13 protein-coding genes are annotated in these 16,525 nt (G+C 44.2%); 5 read left to right on the forward strand and 8 right to left on the reverse strand.

Translation table 11 applies throughout. The annotated features are described in order from the left end of the window. Positions 1–6: 6 nt before the first annotated feature. The 3 genes from ACFN7Z_RS00745 to ACFN7Z_RS00755 all read left to right on the forward strand — a co-directional run bounded on the left by ACFN7Z_RS00745 (position 7) and on the right by ACFN7Z_RS00755 (position 3,374). Positions 7–1,086: an alkene reductase gene (locus tag ACFN7Z_RS00745; protein ID WP_205667463.1), complete on the forward strand. Its 1,080-nt coding sequence runs from the start codon at positions 7–9 to the stop codon at positions 1,084–1,086. A gap of 99 nt (positions 1,087–1,185) precedes the next feature. After that, entirely contained in the window at positions 1,186–2,466 is a 1,281-nt protein-coding gene (locus ACFN7Z_RS00750) for a 3-deoxy-D-manno-octulosonic acid transferase (protein WP_058951546.1), read from the forward strand. A gap of 197 nt (positions 2,467–2,663) precedes the next feature. Beyond that, on the forward strand, positions 2,664–3,374 hold the full coding sequence (locus ACFN7Z_RS00755; protein WP_058951547.1) for a 16S rRNA (uracil(1498)-N(3))-methyltransferase: 711 nt from the start codon (positions 2,664–2,666) through the stop codon (positions 3,372–3,374). On the opposite strand, the gene ACFN7Z_RS00760 is transcribed toward ACFN7Z_RS00755, so the two are convergent. Then, on the reverse strand, positions 3,360–4,331 hold the full coding sequence (locus tag ACFN7Z_RS00760) for a mechanosensitive ion channel family protein (protein WP_058952488.1): 972 nt from the start codon (positions 4,329–4,331) through the stop codon (positions 3,360–3,362). The two genes, ACFN7Z_RS00755 and ACFN7Z_RS00760, sit on opposite strands and share 15 nt — an antisense overlap. A 452-nt stretch (positions 4,332–4,783) precedes the next feature. Between ACFN7Z_RS00760 and acs the strand changes: the two genes are divergently transcribed. Further along, positions 4,784–6,727, forward strand: coding sequence for an acetate--CoA ligase (gene acs / locus ACFN7Z_RS00765; RefSeq protein ID WP_058951548.1), 1,944 nt, complete (start codon positions 4,784–4,786; stop codon positions 6,725–6,727). A gap of 119 nt (positions 6,728–6,846) precedes the next feature. Here acs and ACFN7Z_RS00770 read toward each other — a convergent pair whose 3' ends face one another. From ACFN7Z_RS00770 to msuE, 5 genes are all read right to left on the reverse strand, one after another. Beyond that, a complete protein-coding gene (locus tag ACFN7Z_RS00770) occupies positions 6,847–7,461 on the reverse strand; it encodes a riboflavin synthase (protein WP_058951549.1) in 615 nt (204 codons plus the stop codon). A 61-nt stretch (positions 7,462–7,522) separates the two neighbouring features. Continuing rightward, on the reverse strand, positions 7,523–8,356 hold the full coding sequence (locus tag ACFN7Z_RS00775) for an SDR family oxidoreductase (protein WP_058951550.1): 834 nt from the start codon (positions 8,354–8,356) through the stop codon (positions 7,523–7,525). Next, complete coding sequence (locus ACFN7Z_RS00780) at positions 8,353–8,763, reverse strand: DoxX-like family protein (protein WP_058951551.1); 411 nt, start codon at positions 8,761–8,763, stop codon at positions 8,353–8,355. The genes ACFN7Z_RS00775 and ACFN7Z_RS00780 overlap by 4 nt, the downstream gene beginning before the upstream one ends. A gap of 127 nt (positions 8,764–8,890) precedes the next feature. Then, on the reverse strand, positions 8,891–9,997 hold the full coding sequence (gene sfnG / locus ACFN7Z_RS00785) for a dimethylsulfone monooxygenase SfnG (RefSeq protein ID WP_058951552.1): 1,107 nt from the start codon (positions 9,995–9,997) through the stop codon (positions 8,891–8,893). 27 nt (positions 9,998–10,024) lie between these two features. Beyond that, complete coding sequence (gene msuE, locus ACFN7Z_RS00790) at positions 10,025–10,753, reverse strand: FMN reductase (RefSeq protein ID WP_058951553.1); 729 nt, start codon at positions 10,751–10,753, stop codon at positions 10,025–10,027. Positions 10,754–11,130: 377 nt separating this feature from the next. Here msuE and ACFN7Z_RS00795 point away from each other — a divergent pair, with 377 nt between their 5' ends. Next, positions 11,131–11,781, forward strand: coding sequence for a response regulator transcription factor (locus ACFN7Z_RS00795; protein ID WP_058951554.1), 651 nt, complete (start codon positions 11,131–11,133; stop codon positions 11,779–11,781). Positions 11,782–11,839: 58 nt separating this feature from the next. Here the strand turns inward: ACFN7Z_RS00795 and ACFN7Z_RS00800 are convergent, their stop codons facing one another. Together ACFN7Z_RS00800 and ACFN7Z_RS00805 are read right to left on the reverse strand one after the other, a co-directional pair. Further along, positions 11,840–12,607, reverse strand: coding sequence for a hypothetical protein (locus ACFN7Z_RS00800; RefSeq protein ID WP_058951555.1), 768 nt, complete (start codon positions 12,605–12,607; stop codon positions 11,840–11,842). 402 nt (positions 12,608–13,009) lie between these two features. Further along, the gene (locus ACFN7Z_RS00805; RefSeq protein ID WP_058952489.1) at positions 13,010–16,507 is read right to left on the reverse strand and encodes a PAS domain-containing hybrid sensor histidine kinase/response regulator; all 3,498 of its coding nucleotides are present in this window, start codon (positions 16,505–16,507) and stop codon (positions 13,010–13,012) included. Positions 16,508–16,525: the final 18 nt, after the last annotated feature.

Consider the following 16,525-nt stretch of genomic DNA (forward strand, 5'->3'; position numbering starts at 1 on the left):
GTAACGATGGCTGAATTAAATTCTCCTTTAACGCTCGGTGCGTTAGAGCTTAAAAACCGTGTCATCATGGCGCCGCTGACCCGTAACCGCGCAACTGCTGATCGCGTTCCAACCCCAATGATGGTTGATTACTATGCGCAACGTGCAAGTGCTGGCCTGATCATTTCTGAAGCTACAGTGATTTCTGAAGAAGCCAATGGCTATTTGAATACTCCAGGATTGTTTACCGATGCTCAGGTTGAAGGCTGGAAAAAGGTCACTCAAGCGGTTCATGAGAAGGGCGGTCTGATTATTGCCCAGCTTTGGCATGTTGGTCGTGTATCGCATCCGGATCTGTTAAATGGTGAAACACCAGTCTCTGCAAGTGCAGTACAACAGGCGGGTCATGTCAGCTTACTACGTCCAAAACGTCCTTATGTATTGCCACGTCCTTTGGAGGTTTCTGAAATTCACGCGATTACCGAGCAATATAAGCAAGCCGCGATTCGTGCTAAAGAAGCCGGTTTTGATGGTGTGGAATTACATGCTGCCAATGGTTATCTGATTGACCAGTTCTTGCAAAGCAAAACCAATCAGCGTGAAGATGAATACGGCGGTTCAGTGGAAAATCGTACACGGTTCCTGCTAGAAGCAACTGATGCACTGATTGAAGTATGGGGCGCAGATCGTGTAGGTGTGCATTTAGCGCCGCGTTGTGATGACCATGACATGGGCGACAATGATCCACGTGAAACATTTGGCTATGCCATGGAGCAGCTGGGTAAGCGCAAGATTGCCTTCTTCTTTACCCGTGAATATCTGGCTGAAGACAGTATTTCTGAATATATGAAAGAGCGTTCAGGTGGAGTGCCTTATATTGCGAATATGCAACTAAGTCGTGAAGATGCGATTGAGCTGTTGGCATCAGGCAAGGCTGATGCAGTGGCTTTTGGTAGGGCGTATATTGCCAATCCAGACTTGTATGAGCGTTTAATGCAAGATGCACCACTGAATGAACTGAAACTGGAAAATATGATTGGAACGGGTGTCGCTGAAGGCTATGTGGACTATCCGACTTTAGCTGAAATGGAAACTGCTGCGGTTTAAATTGCTTTTCCGTTCAATTCGCGACAAGATAACAGCGTAATTCATGGGATAAAATGAGTTGCGCTGTTTTATTTTTGCATTGATTTTTGGAGCACGTATTTGGCTACTCCTTTTTGGTATAACGCAGCACTTGCGCTGATCAAACCGCTTTATAAGTCTAAAATAAAAAAACGTGCAGAGAGTACAGAACAATTTCAACAAGAATGTCTCGAACGTTTCGGGCCCTTTCAACCGGTTAAAAATCGCCAAGCGATTTGGTTCCATGTGGTGTCGGTGGGTGAAACCAATGCAGCGCAGCCTCTCATCGAACATTATTTAAAAGCCGGTCATCCAGTCTTGGTGACCAATACCACCAAAACGGGACAGGCACGGGCCAAATCCCTATTTTTAAAAGCACCTTATTTAGACCTGTTCCAAGCAGTATATTTACCTGCAGATCAAAAGCCTTTAGTTCGTCAGTTTTTTTCATTGTATCAGCCTAAGCTGTTGGCTTTGGTTGAAACAGAATTGTGGCCAAATTTGATTGATCAGGCGCAGCATTTTCAAGTCCCGTGTTTGTTAATTAATGCACGGCTTTCGGAAAAATCCGCCAAAGGCTATGCCAAAGTTAAAGGATTGACACGTGGCATGCTGCAAAATTTACAGCAACTTTTGGCGCAAGACCTTGCCACACAGCAGCGTTTTATTGCATTGGGGATGCCTAGCGAGCGTACAAGAGTGGTGGGTAATATTAAATTTGATATTCGTGCCCCAGAAGATTTTGTAGAGCAAGCCGTGCAGTTGCAACAGACATGGCAATTGGCACATCGCAAAATTATTACCCTTGCCAGTACCCATGCACCAGAAGAACAGCAATTATTGACTGCACTGAAACCTTATTTTGCAGAACATCCTGAACTGTTATGTATTGTTATCCCGCGTCATCCAGAGCGTTTTGATGAAGTGGCTGTGCAGGTACAAAAACTGCAACTCAATATGCAGCGTCGTAGTTTGGCCGAAGTGATTCAACTCGACACACAGGTGTATTTAGCCGATAGTATGGGAGAGATGTGGTTATGGTACGCCTTGAGTCAGGCGTGTTATGTCGGCGGCTCGCTGAATGAACCGGGTGGCGGGCATAATATTTTAGAGCCGATTGCGTTAAATGTGCCGACGGTTTTGGGCAAAAACTATTTTAATTTCCAAACCATTGTCGATGAATTTGTACAGGCCGATGCAGTGAAAGTTGTTGAGGATGCTGAACCAGCTGCTGCGGTGTTGATGACACTGTTAGAGGATACTGAGCAGGCCAATACACTGAATCAAGCGGCACAAAAGATTATGCAATTGAATACGGGCTCTCTAGCCAAACATATTCAAGTGATTGATGCTTATTTATAAAATTTGACTGAGTCTGTCATTACTACAAATACTGGGCTTTGTTGCACAAAGATTTCATAACTATATGATTTTAAAAGTTTTGATTATTTTTTGATCCAAAATTAAATCTATTTAAATCAGATGCTTACATATTTATGCAACAAAGCCGATGACATGTGCTGATGAGGCCTTCACTGTTTGGATTTTTTCTATTTATTATGAATATCGTTCTCTTAGATCCGCGCCAAACTGAATCTGAAGTTTGGTCTATTAGTGCTAAGCGTCAGCTTGAACATTTACATCGTCATTTAGAGCTGAAAGCCGGTGATACGTTAAAAGTCGGGATACAAAACGGAAAGCGTCATCTTACGCAAGTGGTTGATGTTTCTGAAACAGCTGTGCGCTTAAAACCCTTATATGAAGAACCTGTACCAGCCAAACTGCCCGTGACTTTAATTGTCGCGATGCCACGCCCTAAAGTTCTGCGTCGTTTGGTCATGGACGCGGTGACTTTAGGGGTTGAAAAAATCATTTTGCTGCACAGCTATCGGGTCGATAAAAGTTATTGGCAAACCCCATTTTTACAACAGTTGGATCAATATGTGACTTTGGGGTTAGAGCAGGCAGGCGATACGATTGCACCGAAAGTTGAAATTTATAAACGCTTTAAGCCTTTTGTGGAAGACATTTTACCTAGCCTGATTTCAGCTAATTGTCCTGCCTATGTGGCACATCCCTATAGCGATGCCAAAATGCCTTTTGCGATTCAACATTCCTGTACGATTGTGATCGGGCCGGAAGGCGGATTTATTCCCTATGAAATTGATCTGCTTGTAAAAAACGGCTGCCAAGCGATGAGCTTAGGCAGCCGTATTATTCGTACTGAAACCGTGATCCCTTATGTTTTAGGACGCTTATTTAGCGGCTGAGGCTTCTGTCGGGTAGCTTTCATTTTTTGCGACGCGAACCTCTTGGACTGGGTATGGAATAGAAATTCCTTGTTCAGCAAAGGCCTGAACCACATATTCTTGTACCGAACTGATCGAGCCAGATACCGTAGTTTCTGTGGTGTTGACCCACCATTGGACTTTGAGATTCACCGAAAAATCTGCAAGTGCAGCGACGTTCACACTAAAACCCGGCTGACTTAAAATGGTCGTATCTCGGTCTAAAATGCCTAAAATAATATCTTTGGCTTTTTTGATGTCATCTTCATAACCAATACCAACCAAGAATTCACAGCGACGACGTGGATAGGCGGTATTAACTGTGACCGCACTGGTATACACAGTCGCATTGGGAATCACGATACGGCGACCATCTGGCGCACGTAAGTAAGTGGCACGAATTTGAATATCTTCAACGTTGCCTTCCATACCCGAGACAATAATGTCATCGCCAATCTTAAATGGTTCACCCAGCAAAATCAGGATTCCTGAAAGTAGGTTTTGGAAGATGTCTTTAAATGCAAAACCAATCGCAACCGAGCCAATCCCCAAAGCACTCATCAGTTGTCCGGGTGTGAAACCTGGAATCGCAATCACCATGGCAATCAGGAAGCCAATAAAGACGATGGCCGAACTCCCGACACGGTTCAGGACAAGGACAAGGTTTTGCTTGGTATAAGATCGATCAGACAGTGCTTTACGAACAAAAAGTTTAAACAGTTTGGAGAGAAAATAAAAAATGATGAAGGTAATCAGCGCAATACAAAAATAAGGCATACGCTCCCAAAAACTATCGACAAATTTGTCGATGGTGGAATAGGCATCATTATATTTTGCCGTATGTGCAATTACACTTTGGGTGGTTTTCGCTGTCGCGTCATGTAGCATCTCTGACGTACCTTGAGCAACCTCGCTCAAGGTATGGGTTTGTTCTGACACTGGTGCTCCAATCGCTGAAAATTTGGCATATTTTGCCTGAAAATTGTGTGTATTTAATAGAGAAAAGCGTATGAAATTATCGCATTCTGAGTGATTGATTAACGGATAAAAATCTATCTGTCTGTTTTTTAAATGCTTGATTTTTTGAATCAAGGTGCTGAGCAATGCTCCTATGTATGAAATAGCACAGCCTGAAGTGTAACAATATACTTAAAAAGCCTAGCTGGAGCGACTTTACGGAGTTCGACGTTGTTCATGTTACGGATTAAACACAGGATCTCATTGAAAGATCACTATAAAATGTGTTTTAAATTGTAGAAATAATATACGACCAAAGCCGTGTTGATCTGTTTAAAAAACAATCGTCATACTGTGGTTATGCAGTCCAATAATAAACCAATAACTGTGGCATGAACTCTCGAGATGAGAGTCAGAATATAAGGAAGTATGATATGAAAGAAGTCTATCCTGTACCTGCAGAATTTGAAAAAACTGCGCGCACCAATGAACAAGAATATTTTGAACGCTATCAAAAATCGATAGAACAACCTGACGAGTATTGGGCTGAACAAGCGTTGAAGCTAGATTGGATCAAGCCTTTTAGCCAAGTTAAAAACACCAGTTATGATAAAGACAATTTTAAAATTGAATGGTTTGCAGATGGTCAACTGAACTTAAGCGCCAACTGTCTTGATCGACATTTAAAAGAGCATCCGTATAAACCTGCCATTATTTGGGAAGGTGACCATCCGTCGCGCCATAAAATCATTTCCTTTGCTGAACTGTATGACGAAGTGTGTCGTTTTGCCAATGTTTTGAAAAAGCATGGCGTGGTGAAGGGTGATCGTGTGGTGCTGTATATGCCAATGATTTCAGAAGCGGCCATTTCGATGTTGGCCTGTGCCCGAATCGGTGCCGTGCATTGTGTGGTGTTTGGTGGCTTTTCGCCTGACTCATTGGCGAGCCGAATTGATGACAGCCAAGCTAAAATTGTGATTACCGCAGACTCTGGAATGCGCGGGGGGAAACCGATTCCGCTGAAAGAAAATGTAGACGCAGCATTGAATCTACCCGGGACAGACTCAGTACAGAACGTGATTGTGGTGCACCGTACAGGCAATCCAATCACGCTGAAAGAAGGGCGTGATTTGTGGTATCACATGGAAATCATGACCGTCAACGAGATTTGTCCACCTGAAGCGATGAATGCAGAAGATCCCCTATTTATTTTATATACCTCAGGTTCAACCGGTAAGCCCAAAGGGGTGCTGCATACCACAGGGGGCTATTTAACTTATGTGAATAGTACCTTCCGTGAAGTGTTTGACTTAAAACAAGATGATGTGTTTTGGTGTACCGCCGATGTAGGCTGGATTACGGGACATTCTTATGTGCTGTATGGCCCCTTGTCGAATGGGACCACAACAGTGATGTTTGAGGGGATTCCACAGTATCCAAGTTGGGCACGTACAGGACATATTGTCGACAAACACAATGTGACGATTTTATACACTGCCCCGACAGCGATCCGCGCCATGATGCGTGAAGGGGATGCCTTTGTCCGTGAGAGTGATCGTAGCAGTTTGCGTTTAATTGGTTCCGTCGGAGAGCCGATCAACCCTGAAGCATGGAATTGGTACTACACGGTGGTGGGAGAAAGCCGTTGCCCAGTGGTGGATACTTGGTGGCAAACCGAAACAGGCGGGATTTTGATTTCTCCACTTCCGGGTGCGACACCACTTAAACCCGGATCTGCAACGCGTCCTTTATTTGGGATTCAACCCGCTTTGGTCGATGCTGAAGGCAATGAGTTGGAAGGAGAGGCTGAAGGCAATCTGGTGATTAAGGATTCATGGCCGGGACAAATGCGAACCATTTGGGGGGATCCTGAGCGGTTTATCGAAGCGTATTTTGCAACTTATCCGGGAACATATTTCACGGGGGATGGTGCACGCCGTGATAAAGATGGTTATTACTGGATCACAGGTCGGGTGGATGATGTACTGAATGTGTCAGGGCACCGCTTAGGCACGGCTGAAGTGGAAAGTGCTTTGGTGGCACATGAGGCGGTTGCTGAGGCTGCAGTAGTAGGAATGCCACATGAAATCAAAGGGCAGGGAATTTGTTCTTTTGTTACTTTACAAGCGGGCACAGCGCAAACGGAAGAACTCCGTGCAGAGCTGATTCAGTGGGTAAGAAAGGTACTCGGTCCTGTGGCGACACCAGATGCCTTACATTGGGCACCATCTTTACCGAAAACACGTTCAGGTAAAATTATGCGCCGTATTTTAAGAAAAATTGCGGCGAACGAGTTAGATAGTTTGGGCGATACATCGACGCTGGCTGAACCGCAAGTGGTCGAAGTGTTGATTAAAGAAGTATATCCAAACGGATAAAATCAACCTAAAAAATACCGTCTTAAGCAGACGGTATTTTTATTTTGACATATTGATGGAATACGTCGGGTTGCTGTATACAAATTTGTAAGTACGAGACGTTTAGAAATTAAATAGTTCTAACGCTGATGGATGCTTTCTAAGGTATCCACCATCGTCCGTGTCATCTGATCAATTTCATAATTGACCGCATCACCGACTTGTACCGATGCCCACGTGGTTAGACGCAAGGTTTCAGGAATCAAATCAACTGAAATTTCATGGCTGTTACGATCAACACGGTTGACGGTGAGGCTACAACCATTTAGACCAATAAAGCCTTTTAAGAAAAAGTATTTGATATTGCCTTCTGGAATCTGAAGATCCACATGCAGAGTCTCGCCGTGACGGCTCAGTTGCTTTACTGTAGCCGTTCCTTCGATATGTCCATACAAGTTATGCCCCCCATTTTCCATTCCAATTTTGGCTGAACGTTCGATATTTACCTCATCCCCTGTCTGTAAAGTGCCTAAAGTGGTCAGGCGTCGAGTCAAATCTGAGACATCAAAATGGACTTGATTGGCGGTCAGATCGATGTGCGTTGCAGTTAAGCAGGTGCCGTTAATGGCTACACTTGCACCGATGAAGACATCGTGAAAAAAGTTGTGTGTATTTGAAATCACAAGGGTGCTAAAACCGTCGCCTTGACGGACATCTAGAATTTTTTCTAAGCCTTGTACGATACCTGTGTACATCAAAAGTCTTCCTAATTCGGGGTTTATGTTTAATGTAAATGATCTATCACTTGATGTGGCATTATTTTGAAATGAGATGCGCTAAAGCTGTATCTTTGATGGGATTCCGCCGCCAATAATAGGGCCGCAAAAATCGGAGCAACAGACGTAATGGCGTCATCCATACGATGCGACTATGGCGACGCTTATTCTCTAAAATGCGTTGAGCCAAATAGCGACAGACCACTTCGGGAGGATCGATAATAAACAAAAAAAGCCGTTTCATTTTGTTCCAGTGCTGAACATGGCCATTTTGCCATGAGGACATCAGTAGGTCGGTTGCTACCATTCCGGGACTGAGCGTTCCGACTTGAATGTGGGTCTGTTTGGTTTCTTTAAACAGGGCTTGACTAAAGTAACCTACGGCACGTTTGGTGGTGGCATAGGCGGTCATGCCTGCACTCCATTCGCCTCGAGTACCCCAACCTTCCATATTGAAAATTTGACCATAGCCTTTTGCTAGCATGCCATTTAAGGCCACTTGTGAGCCGAACATACTGCCTAGAATATTGGTTTGAACTACAGTTTGTATGTCTGCTGCTGTGAGATCTTTAAAGTCTAGTGTCGCTGTACAACTGCCTGCATTATTAATCCAAATCTGAACAGCACCAAATTGTTGAATGGCTTCATCCCAAAGCGTTTGTACTTCATGGATTTGCGTGACATCACAAGTGACAGCATGAATCAGCGCAGCGGGAAAGCGATGCCGTAGCTGTTGCAGGGCGCTGTGCAAATCTGTGCTGTTTCGCCCAGAAATCACGACAGCTTGTTGTTGTTCCAAGAAGGCTTGAGCTAAACCCAAGCCGATACCTTTAGAACTGCCTGTAATGACGATGCAACCTGATTTTGAATTCATATGGATCCTTTACTTTGTGCACTAAAGGAAGCCGTTTCCTGATTGCGAAGCATGCAATAACAAATGGATAGACTGATCATTGCAAGGTTCATGACCACAGGATTAAAAGCACGAATGAGACTGTCTGGTATTAGAAAAGCGACCAGTGTGAATAAAAACACTAAGCTAAAGATACTGAGGTAATGCAGATATTTACTGGAGCTAAATAGGAACAATAAAGCAAAAACACACTCAAGCACACCTGAGCCCTGACCTGCCAGTTGGGCCTGCGCATAGGAAAGTCCAAAAGTTTGCCAAATGGTAATCTCATCGGGATTGATAAAGAAGATTTTAGGAATTAGACCTTGATAGCCCCATAAAAAGGCCAAAGAGAGATTAATGAATTTAGAGGGTTGGCTGTTGTTCATATAAAGTGGTTATTTTTTACTTTGTGAGGATTATACACCAATAAAAAAACCCTCAAGCCGAGCCTTGAGGGAAGAATAGAGTCACTTATGATTATTATTTTTTAGTTCGTGTCTGCTGCTTACCGAGCTAAGCAGATTTGGCAGTCTCAACGGATTGCTGTTGAGCTTCCAACTCACGAACCAATGGCAACACTTTGGCACCGAAGTATTCAACCTCTTCGATAAAATGTAAAAAACCTGAAAGGATTAAATCCACCCCAACGGCTTTTAATTCCACAATACTTTCCGCAATTTGGCGTGGTGTACCAATCAAATTGGTTTTAAAGCCATCATTGTATTGAACTAAATCTTCAAAGGTCGATTTGGCCCAGTTGCCTTCACCTTCCAGTGTGGCAGCACCCGCTTCACGGGTGGCATCGCCAAAGGCATGTACCGCTTGAATATTGGCTTTATCAATAATTTCTTGCAGAACCGTTTTCGCTTCTTCCTCGGTATCTCGCGCAATAATGAAAGCATTCACCCCAATTTTGACCTGATGGCCATTCTGTTGGGCTTTTGCACGAATATCATCAATCTGTTTTTTGAGTTCATCCGGTGTATTGCCATTGGTAAAATACCAGTCTGAAACTCGTGCAGCCATATCCCGTGCAGCACGAGAGCTGCCGCCTTGGAAAATTTCAATATGCGGCTTTTGCACAGGTTTGGGTGACAAGGTGTAGTCTTTGAACTGATAGTACTTTCCATCGAAACTATAGTTGTCTTGGGTCCAAACGCCTTTTAATGCACGAATAAACTCTTCCGAGCGAGCATAGCGTTGGTCATGTTCAGGCCATGCTTCACCAATGGCATCAAATTCGCCGCGAAACCAACCACTAACCACATTAATTGCAATACGTCCTTGGGTTAAGTGGTCGATGGTTGCAAGCTGTTTTGCGGCAAGCACGGGTTTCCACGGGCCAGGTAAAATGGCGGCTATGACTTTGAGTTTGCTGGTTTTGGCTAAGATACCGTGACTAAAACTGACCGACTCATGTTGGTTTTCTGCGTTATAACCCGCAGTAAAACGAATCTGAGTTAGAGCATAGTCAAAGCCATTTTTTTCCGCAGCCTGCGCTAAACGGACGTTATAGTCATAACTCCAGTCTGTGCGCTGCTCAATATTACTTACCACTAAGCCACCGCTGACATTGGGAACCCAATAAGCAAACGTAATATTTTTATTCTGTTGTGACATGTGAAAACCCTCTCAATGCTTTTTGCGTTAAGCGACCTGTGGTTTGGCTTTTTTCTGATGCAAGCGAGACTCGGCTGCATCTAAATTCGGAACTGCGGCTGAAGGCAGCACATCATCTTGTTCGATTTGCGTGTTGATGCCCAAGTTCTGATTCGCGAGTTGGGTTTTTTCTTTCACCACTTCTGCACGCTGACCTTTGGCAGGTGCCCATTCTAAAATAGGTAAAGCACGAGCTACGGCAAGAGTAATGCGATCTCGTAATAATTCACTGTGGATGGTATACGCTGGGGTAAAGTCTTTGTCTGTGGCATAGACCCCAATAGGTAAAGTTTGTGCTTGGAAGAAACTGAATAGTGGGCGTAGTTGGTGTTCCAGTACCAATGCATGACGTTCACTGCCGCCTGAGGCTGCAAGCAGTACTGGTACATCGACCAGCGCCGTTTGCTCAACAAAGTCGAAAAAGTGTTTGAATAAACCAGTAAATGAAGCACGGTAAACTGGCGTTCCAACAATCAAAGCATCGGCAGCTTCGACCGCAGTTAAGTCATCTTGCACACGTTGTGGCAGTTGATTGCGGTAAATCGCGCCACCGAGTAGATGTCCAATTTCGCTGAATTTAATGAAATGTACATGGATTGGTGTTGCTTCCCCCAGTTCATTTAATATTTCTTGTACTAGCGCCTCAGTTTTAGACGGGGTATTTAAACCGCCTGACACAGCGACAATATTGAGTGGTTTTTGCAGTAAAGTAGACATAAGGAAAGCCCTAAAGTGTTGTATCTCGGAATGGACTTATTTATCTAATATCTGAACGAAGGCTGTAAAATAAAGAAATAGCGTTAAGTTATCTGATTTTCAGATATATCTGTTGAGCTTGAAAAAGGCTGCTAAAATTTTTATTAAATGGTTGTATTTTTTATATATATTTAAATTAAATAACCTTTTTCGATGTGCTGATAAATTTTATATCAAAATGTGATTAGTTATTTATATTTCAATATCGACTTGGAATTGAGGCTATTTTCCTACCTAAAGCGTGATAAAGTGAAAAAAAGTTAGACTTTGCATATCCTTATCGGCACTTGTATGGTTAGAATAGTCAAGACTAGTGCACTCGAAATCTCTCGTTGCTTATGAATATATTAATCGTTGATGACCATCCGCTGTTTCGCCATGCGTTAATCCAAGCTGTTCGTTATAGCTTACCGCAAGCTCAAATTCATGAAACAGCTGCAGTAAACGAGTTTTATGAACGCCTTGAAAAAGGTCCTGAACCTGATTTGGTGCTATTGGACTTAAACTTACCAGGTGCTTCAGGTTTTTCTGCATTGGTACACGTTCGTGCCCAGTATCCATCATTACCGATTATCGTGGTTTCAGCGCATGAAGAGACGTCGATCATTCAGCGTTCAATTGCGCATGGTGCGATGGGTTATATTCCAAAGTCGGCACATCCAAGTCATATTGGCGAAGCAATTCGCGAAGTCTTAGATGGTGAAATTTGGTTGCCGCCAAATTTACCCGCTAACATGAACTTTGACCCACGTGCTGCCGATGAAACTGCACTGGCTGAGCGAATTCAGTCCTTAACACCACAGCAGTTCCGTGTTTTGATGATGGTGGCAGAAGGTTTGCTGAATAAGCAGATTGCCTATGAACTCGATGTTTCAGAAGCGACGATTAAAGCGCACGTGACTGCGATTTTCCGTAAGCTCGGGGTACAAAACCGAACTCAAGCGGTCCTCTCGATCAATGCTTTAAATATTGAAGAAAAACGAATGTAAGCTGATCTATTGAATTAAAAAAAGCGCTGAATCATCAGCGCTTTTTTCGGTTATGAGTTTAAGCCAAGCAGTTTTGTTTGCTGGTGACATCGGTACAAAATAAAGGATTTAAAGCACATTGTAAGTCATCAATTTGCTCTTCAGAGACATAGCCCTGTTGTTTCAAATAAGCGGCAACACGGTCATCACGCAGACTTAAAAAGGCCGCATCATACACGCCAAGATCGACAAATAAAGCCGCCGTTTCCAAGCTATTGAAACGGTCTAAGTAGATTTCGTTGTCATACATGAGGAAAATATGGTCTTGTGTTCCTTGCGCATCAATACTTAAGCGATTCGCCAAGACTTGCGGTGGTGTTTTAATAAAGAGCAGATCCGACAAATGGTCAAACTGGGTGGTGTCGAGTTGATCCTGATCGGTTTTGACTTTACCGAGCCATGCTTTAAACACCAAAACTGCACCGCCGCGAAGGAGCATGCTCCAAATTTGATGGCGTACATCTTCACTGAGTCCGCTGGATTCGGCTTCCAATGCCAGCAAGAACGGGTCTTCTTGTTGTTGAAGTTTTTCAAAGAGACCTAAACCTTGCGGTTGGTAAGCCGCGGGGCGAAACACATTAAAGTCGAGTTGTTCAAACACTTGTAATGCGAGGGGAATAGCGGTGTGATACAACGTATCTAAGGCCTGAACATGAGTCTCGTTGAGCCTACTTTGTTTAAAGAGTTCGACCCAGTCAATACTGGGTAAAAAGGCATTGGCACTATACTGGCGCAAAAATTGTTGTGACTGATCTGAGCCATGTGGCATTGCTTTAGAAATGTTCATCATAAAACTCCAAGAGAAGGATGATCAGTTTCTTCAGCGAAGGAAGGGGTATATAGGTAGAAAAACTGATCTTTTCTTAGTCCTAGTTATCTGCCAATCCCCTGTGGAGATGAATACGACTAAAGTCGTAGTTTGTGTTTTTATACATATTTAGTTTAAATAAAACAAATACTTGAAAAATTGTAACTAAGTATACAAGTGTTCACTAATGTAAGTGGTGTATTTTGCCATAGTAAAAATGGATGTGTGATTTTTAGTCAATATTATTGGGCTTCAACGTGCTGAAAATGAGCACTTTGGTCGAAATCCTTAAAACTTTAGTCAGTTTGCCGTATATACAGGGCCTAAACAGGACAAAACCCAAGTCAGATGACTTGGGTTTTGTGAGTAAATGTAGTGAATTTATTCAGGATTTGAAATTTTTAAACCCGATAACCATGCCCGCAAAGAAGCAGGTTTTAAAGGCTTTTTCAACAGCACGATATTCATATCTTTGACCCGTTGTGGCAGTTCAGGATCTGAGTCTGCGGTAATCAAAGCGACCGGGACATTTTCTTGACGATTGGCCAAAATAAAGTCCAAACCAATTTTGTCATGATTTAAGTGCTGATCGACCAACCAGACCTGAATGTTTTCTTGTTGAATCATCTCAAAAGCTTGCTCAGGCTCGGTTGCCTTAAACACTTGATAGCCCCATTTGGTGAGTAAAGTCGACATCCCTTCTAAAATGGTTTCGTCATTGTCCAAGCACAAAATCTTATAGGCTTTGGTTTTGAGTGGTACCGCTTGTACAGGCGCTGCTACGACTTTTGGTGGGGCAATGATTGGTACTTCAATCATAAAGCATGACCCTTTGCCATACTCTGAATAGACATGCACTGGGTAGTCGAGCAGGCTGGTCATCCGCTGTACGATGGCCAAGCCCAAGCCAAGCCCTTGCTCACCCCATGGTGAGGTATGACCACAGCGCTCAAACTCTTGGAATAGTTTAATCCGTTGTTCTTCTGCAATCCCGGGTCCTGTATCCCACACTCCAATTCGAATATGGCGTGGTTTGTCCGTGGAGCGGAGTACACCCACCACCACTTTGCCTTTGGCGGTATAGCGTAGGGCATTACTGACAAAGTTTTGAATAATACGGCGAATCCATTGTGGGTCGGTATCTATCCAGAACTGAGCATCATGTACGCTGAAACGAATACCGCGCTGTGCTGCAATGGATTTAAACTGCAATTCGAGGTCACTGAGTAAATCATGCAGCGGATAAGCCTGACGGTTGGGTTGAATGGTGCCACCTTCAAGACGGGCAATATCCAGTAGGGCAGACAACATACTTTCTGCACCGTGTAAGGCACGATCAAGTTGTTGTAAGGTTTTACGGTCTTCTTCACTTTGTACGCTTTGTTCTAAAGCTGTACTGAACAGACGCGCGGCATGCATTGGTTGCAATAAGTCATGACTGGCCGCGGCAATAAAGCGGCTTTTCGACATATTGGCTTTGTCGGCTTGTTCACGTGCCAGTTGTTGCTCAGATAATGCATCTGCTAACTGTTGAGTTCGGTCTTGGACACGTGCCTCCAGCATGGCTTCATTTTCACGGAAGGCGGTAATGTCGGCAAAGGTGGTGACAAAGCCACCACCTTCAATTGGGTTACCACGCATTTGAATGACACGACCATCTTTACGAATCCGTTCAAATTCATGTGCGCTACCGACTTGCATCCAGTGCATCCGTTTCCGTACATGTTCTTCGACCGAACCCGGGCCACATTCGCCGCGCTCTGCGTTATACCGAATCAAATCAGAAATCGGACAACCGACATAGACAATATCTTTTGGATAATCAAACAGTTTTAAATATTGGTTATTCCATGCCACCAAACACATATTTTCATCGACCACACTCACCCCTTGGGTCATGTGGTCAATCATGGTCATGATCAGGTTTTGATTAAAACGTTGCCACTGTGAGGCTTGGTCTAGAATGTTTGCTACTTGCCCCAAAGCGAGGCCATTGTTGACCATTGCGGTGGTGAGCAGGGTACGCGCCGATGCAGCGCCAATGGTCCCTGCTAAATATTGTTCGGTAAAACGCCACCACATGCCGTTGGCATTGCTATTTTCATTCAGCACCACATTGTTTTGGGCACAGAACTGTTGGAAAGCGCGCATGGTTGCGCCATCGCCTGTAATCCGTTTGGCTAAGGTGATTAAATCACCGACTTTTAAACGTGCAACATCGTGATGAATGTAGTTGATGTCTGTAGACGTGCTCTGTGTTGGCAGTGGCTTGGTTTCATAATAGAAAAAGCTTTCTGCTTGAATTTGTTCGGCCACGCTGGGGCGGAAAATTCGGGAAATCCAAATGTATAAAATAATATTCAGACCCAGTGCCCACACCACCCCATGAGTAAGTGCGGCAAAGGATTCAAAACCGAGCAGGGCTTCAGGGCGTAACCAGTTAATGCCCATTGGACCGAAATTAAGAAAGCTTTCGGTAAAGTGTGAATATTCAGCAGGCAAACTGCGAAGTACAGTGGGTAATAACAGGGTGTAGGCCCACATACCAAAACCGGCCAATAAACCTGCATAGACGCCTTGTTTACTGCCGCCACGCCAGTACAGACCACCTATGAGGGCAGGTGAGAACTGAGCCACCGCACTAAAGGCCAATAAGCCAAAGACTGAAAGTTGGTCGATGTCATTAAAGAAATGGAAGAACAAAAAGCCCAATAACATGACGGCTAAAATACAGACCCGACGGGTAAATTTAAGTACCAAGGGTAAGCGCTTATCGTGGCGGGACAGTAAATTGGTACGCCATAAGGCAGGCATGATCAAGTCATTACTGAGCATGATCGACAGGGCCACTGAAGACACCAACAGCATACCTGTAGAGGCAGAAAAGCCACCTAAAAAGGCCAATAGGGTTAACCAGTCTTGGCCATAACTTAAGGGTAAAGACAAAACCGCGACATCGGGGATCGCTAAGTAACCTGGCGTTGCATGCAGTGCCCAACTGGCAATCGGGATAATAGCAATGATAGTTAAAACTAAATAAACTGCGAACCAGCGCCGTGCCCCACGAATATGTTTTTCATCACGTAATTCGACCACAGCGACGTGGAACTGTCGCGGTAAGCAAATGATTGCGAGTCCAGCCAACAAGGTTTGAATCCAAAATGTATCGGGTACACCAATGAGTTGTACTTGATGGAAAGTCTCTGCGACATCTTTGGAGATTTGATAAATGTTTTCAGGTGCAGCAAACACGAAAAAGAGCGCGACACACAGCAAAGCGAACAGTTTGACAAAAGACTCGAAGGCAACCGCCAACATCAGACCGCCATGTTGTTCTGTATTGGCAATCTGTCTGGTCCCGAAAATCATGGCTAAAATGGCCAAAATACCAGTGAGGAATAGCACACCGTTGGTGGTCGAGGCGATGCTGCCTGCGGTAGGTTCTAAAATCACCGAGGCACTGAGTGCAATGGCACGTAGCTGTAGGGCAAGGTAAGGGATAATCGCAATGACGGCGAGGATGGTCACCATTGAGGCCAAAGGTCCACTTTTACCATAGCGTGCAGCGACGAAATCGGCAATTGATGAAATAGCATGGTGTTGACGAACGCGGCCTAAACGACGCCAAATGTCATAGCCCAGTGCGACGAAAAGTAGTGGGCCAAGGTAGATCGGCAGAAAGATAATGCCTTCACGAACCGCTGCACCTGTTGCGCCATAAAAGGTCCAAGATGAACAGTAGACCCCTAAAGTTAAACTAAACAATAGCATGCGCCCACGCGTGCTCAGGCGGCTGGCGTGTTTCTCACCAAAAAAAGCGCAGATAAAGAGTAAGACGATATAGAGGGCCAATACCCCGATAATGAGCCAGCTGTTCATTTTACCTAAAGTTTTTCC

Source organism: Acinetobacter sp. P1332 (assembly GCF_044057475.1).
GTDB lineage: Bacteria > Pseudomonadota > Gammaproteobacteria > Pseudomonadales > Moraxellaceae > Acinetobacter > Acinetobacter johnsonii.

Bases quoted from the DNA above. Each gene is read 5' to 3' on its own strand.
- ACFN7Z_RS00745 (WP_205667463.1), top strand. From the start codon at position 7: ATGGCTGAATTAAATTCTCCTTTAACGCTCGGTGCGTTAGAGCTTAAA.
- msuE (WP_058951553.1), bottom strand. From the start codon at position 10,753: ATGTCTACTTTACTGCAAAAACCACTCAATATTGTCGCTGTGTCAGGC.
- sfnG (WP_058951552.1), bottom strand. From the start codon at position 9,997: ATGTCACAACAGAATAAAAATATTACGTTTGCTTATTGGGTTCCCAAT.
- ACFN7Z_RS00805 (WP_058952489.1), bottom strand. From the start codon at position 16,507: ATGAACAGCTGGCTCATTATCGGGGTATTGGCCCTCTATATCGTCTTA.
- ACFN7Z_RS00775 (WP_058951550.1), bottom strand. From the start codon at position 8,356: ATGAATTCAAAATCAGGTTGCATCGTCATTACAGGCAGTTCTAAAGGT.
- ACFN7Z_RS00800 (WP_058951555.1), bottom strand. From the start codon at position 12,607: ATGAACATTTCTAAAGCAATGCCACATGGCTCAGATCAGTCACAACAA.
- acs (WP_058951548.1), top strand. From the start codon at position 4,784: ATGAAAGAAGTCTATCCTGTACCTGCAGAATTTGAAAAAACTGCGCGC.
- ACFN7Z_RS00795 (WP_058951554.1), top strand. From the start codon at position 11,131: ATGAATATATTAATCGTTGATGACCATCCGCTGTTTCGCCATGCGTTA.
- ACFN7Z_RS00770 (WP_058951549.1), bottom strand. From the start codon at position 7,461: ATGTACACAGGTATCGTACAAGGCTTAGAAAAAATTCTAGATGTCCGT.
- ACFN7Z_RS00780 (WP_058951551.1), bottom strand. From the start codon at position 8,763: ATGAACAACAGCCAACCCTCTAAATTCATTAATCTCTCTTTGGCCTTT.
- ACFN7Z_RS00755 (WP_058951547.1), top strand. From the start codon at position 2,664: ATGAATATCGTTCTCTTAGATCCGCGCCAAACTGAATCTGAAGTTTGG.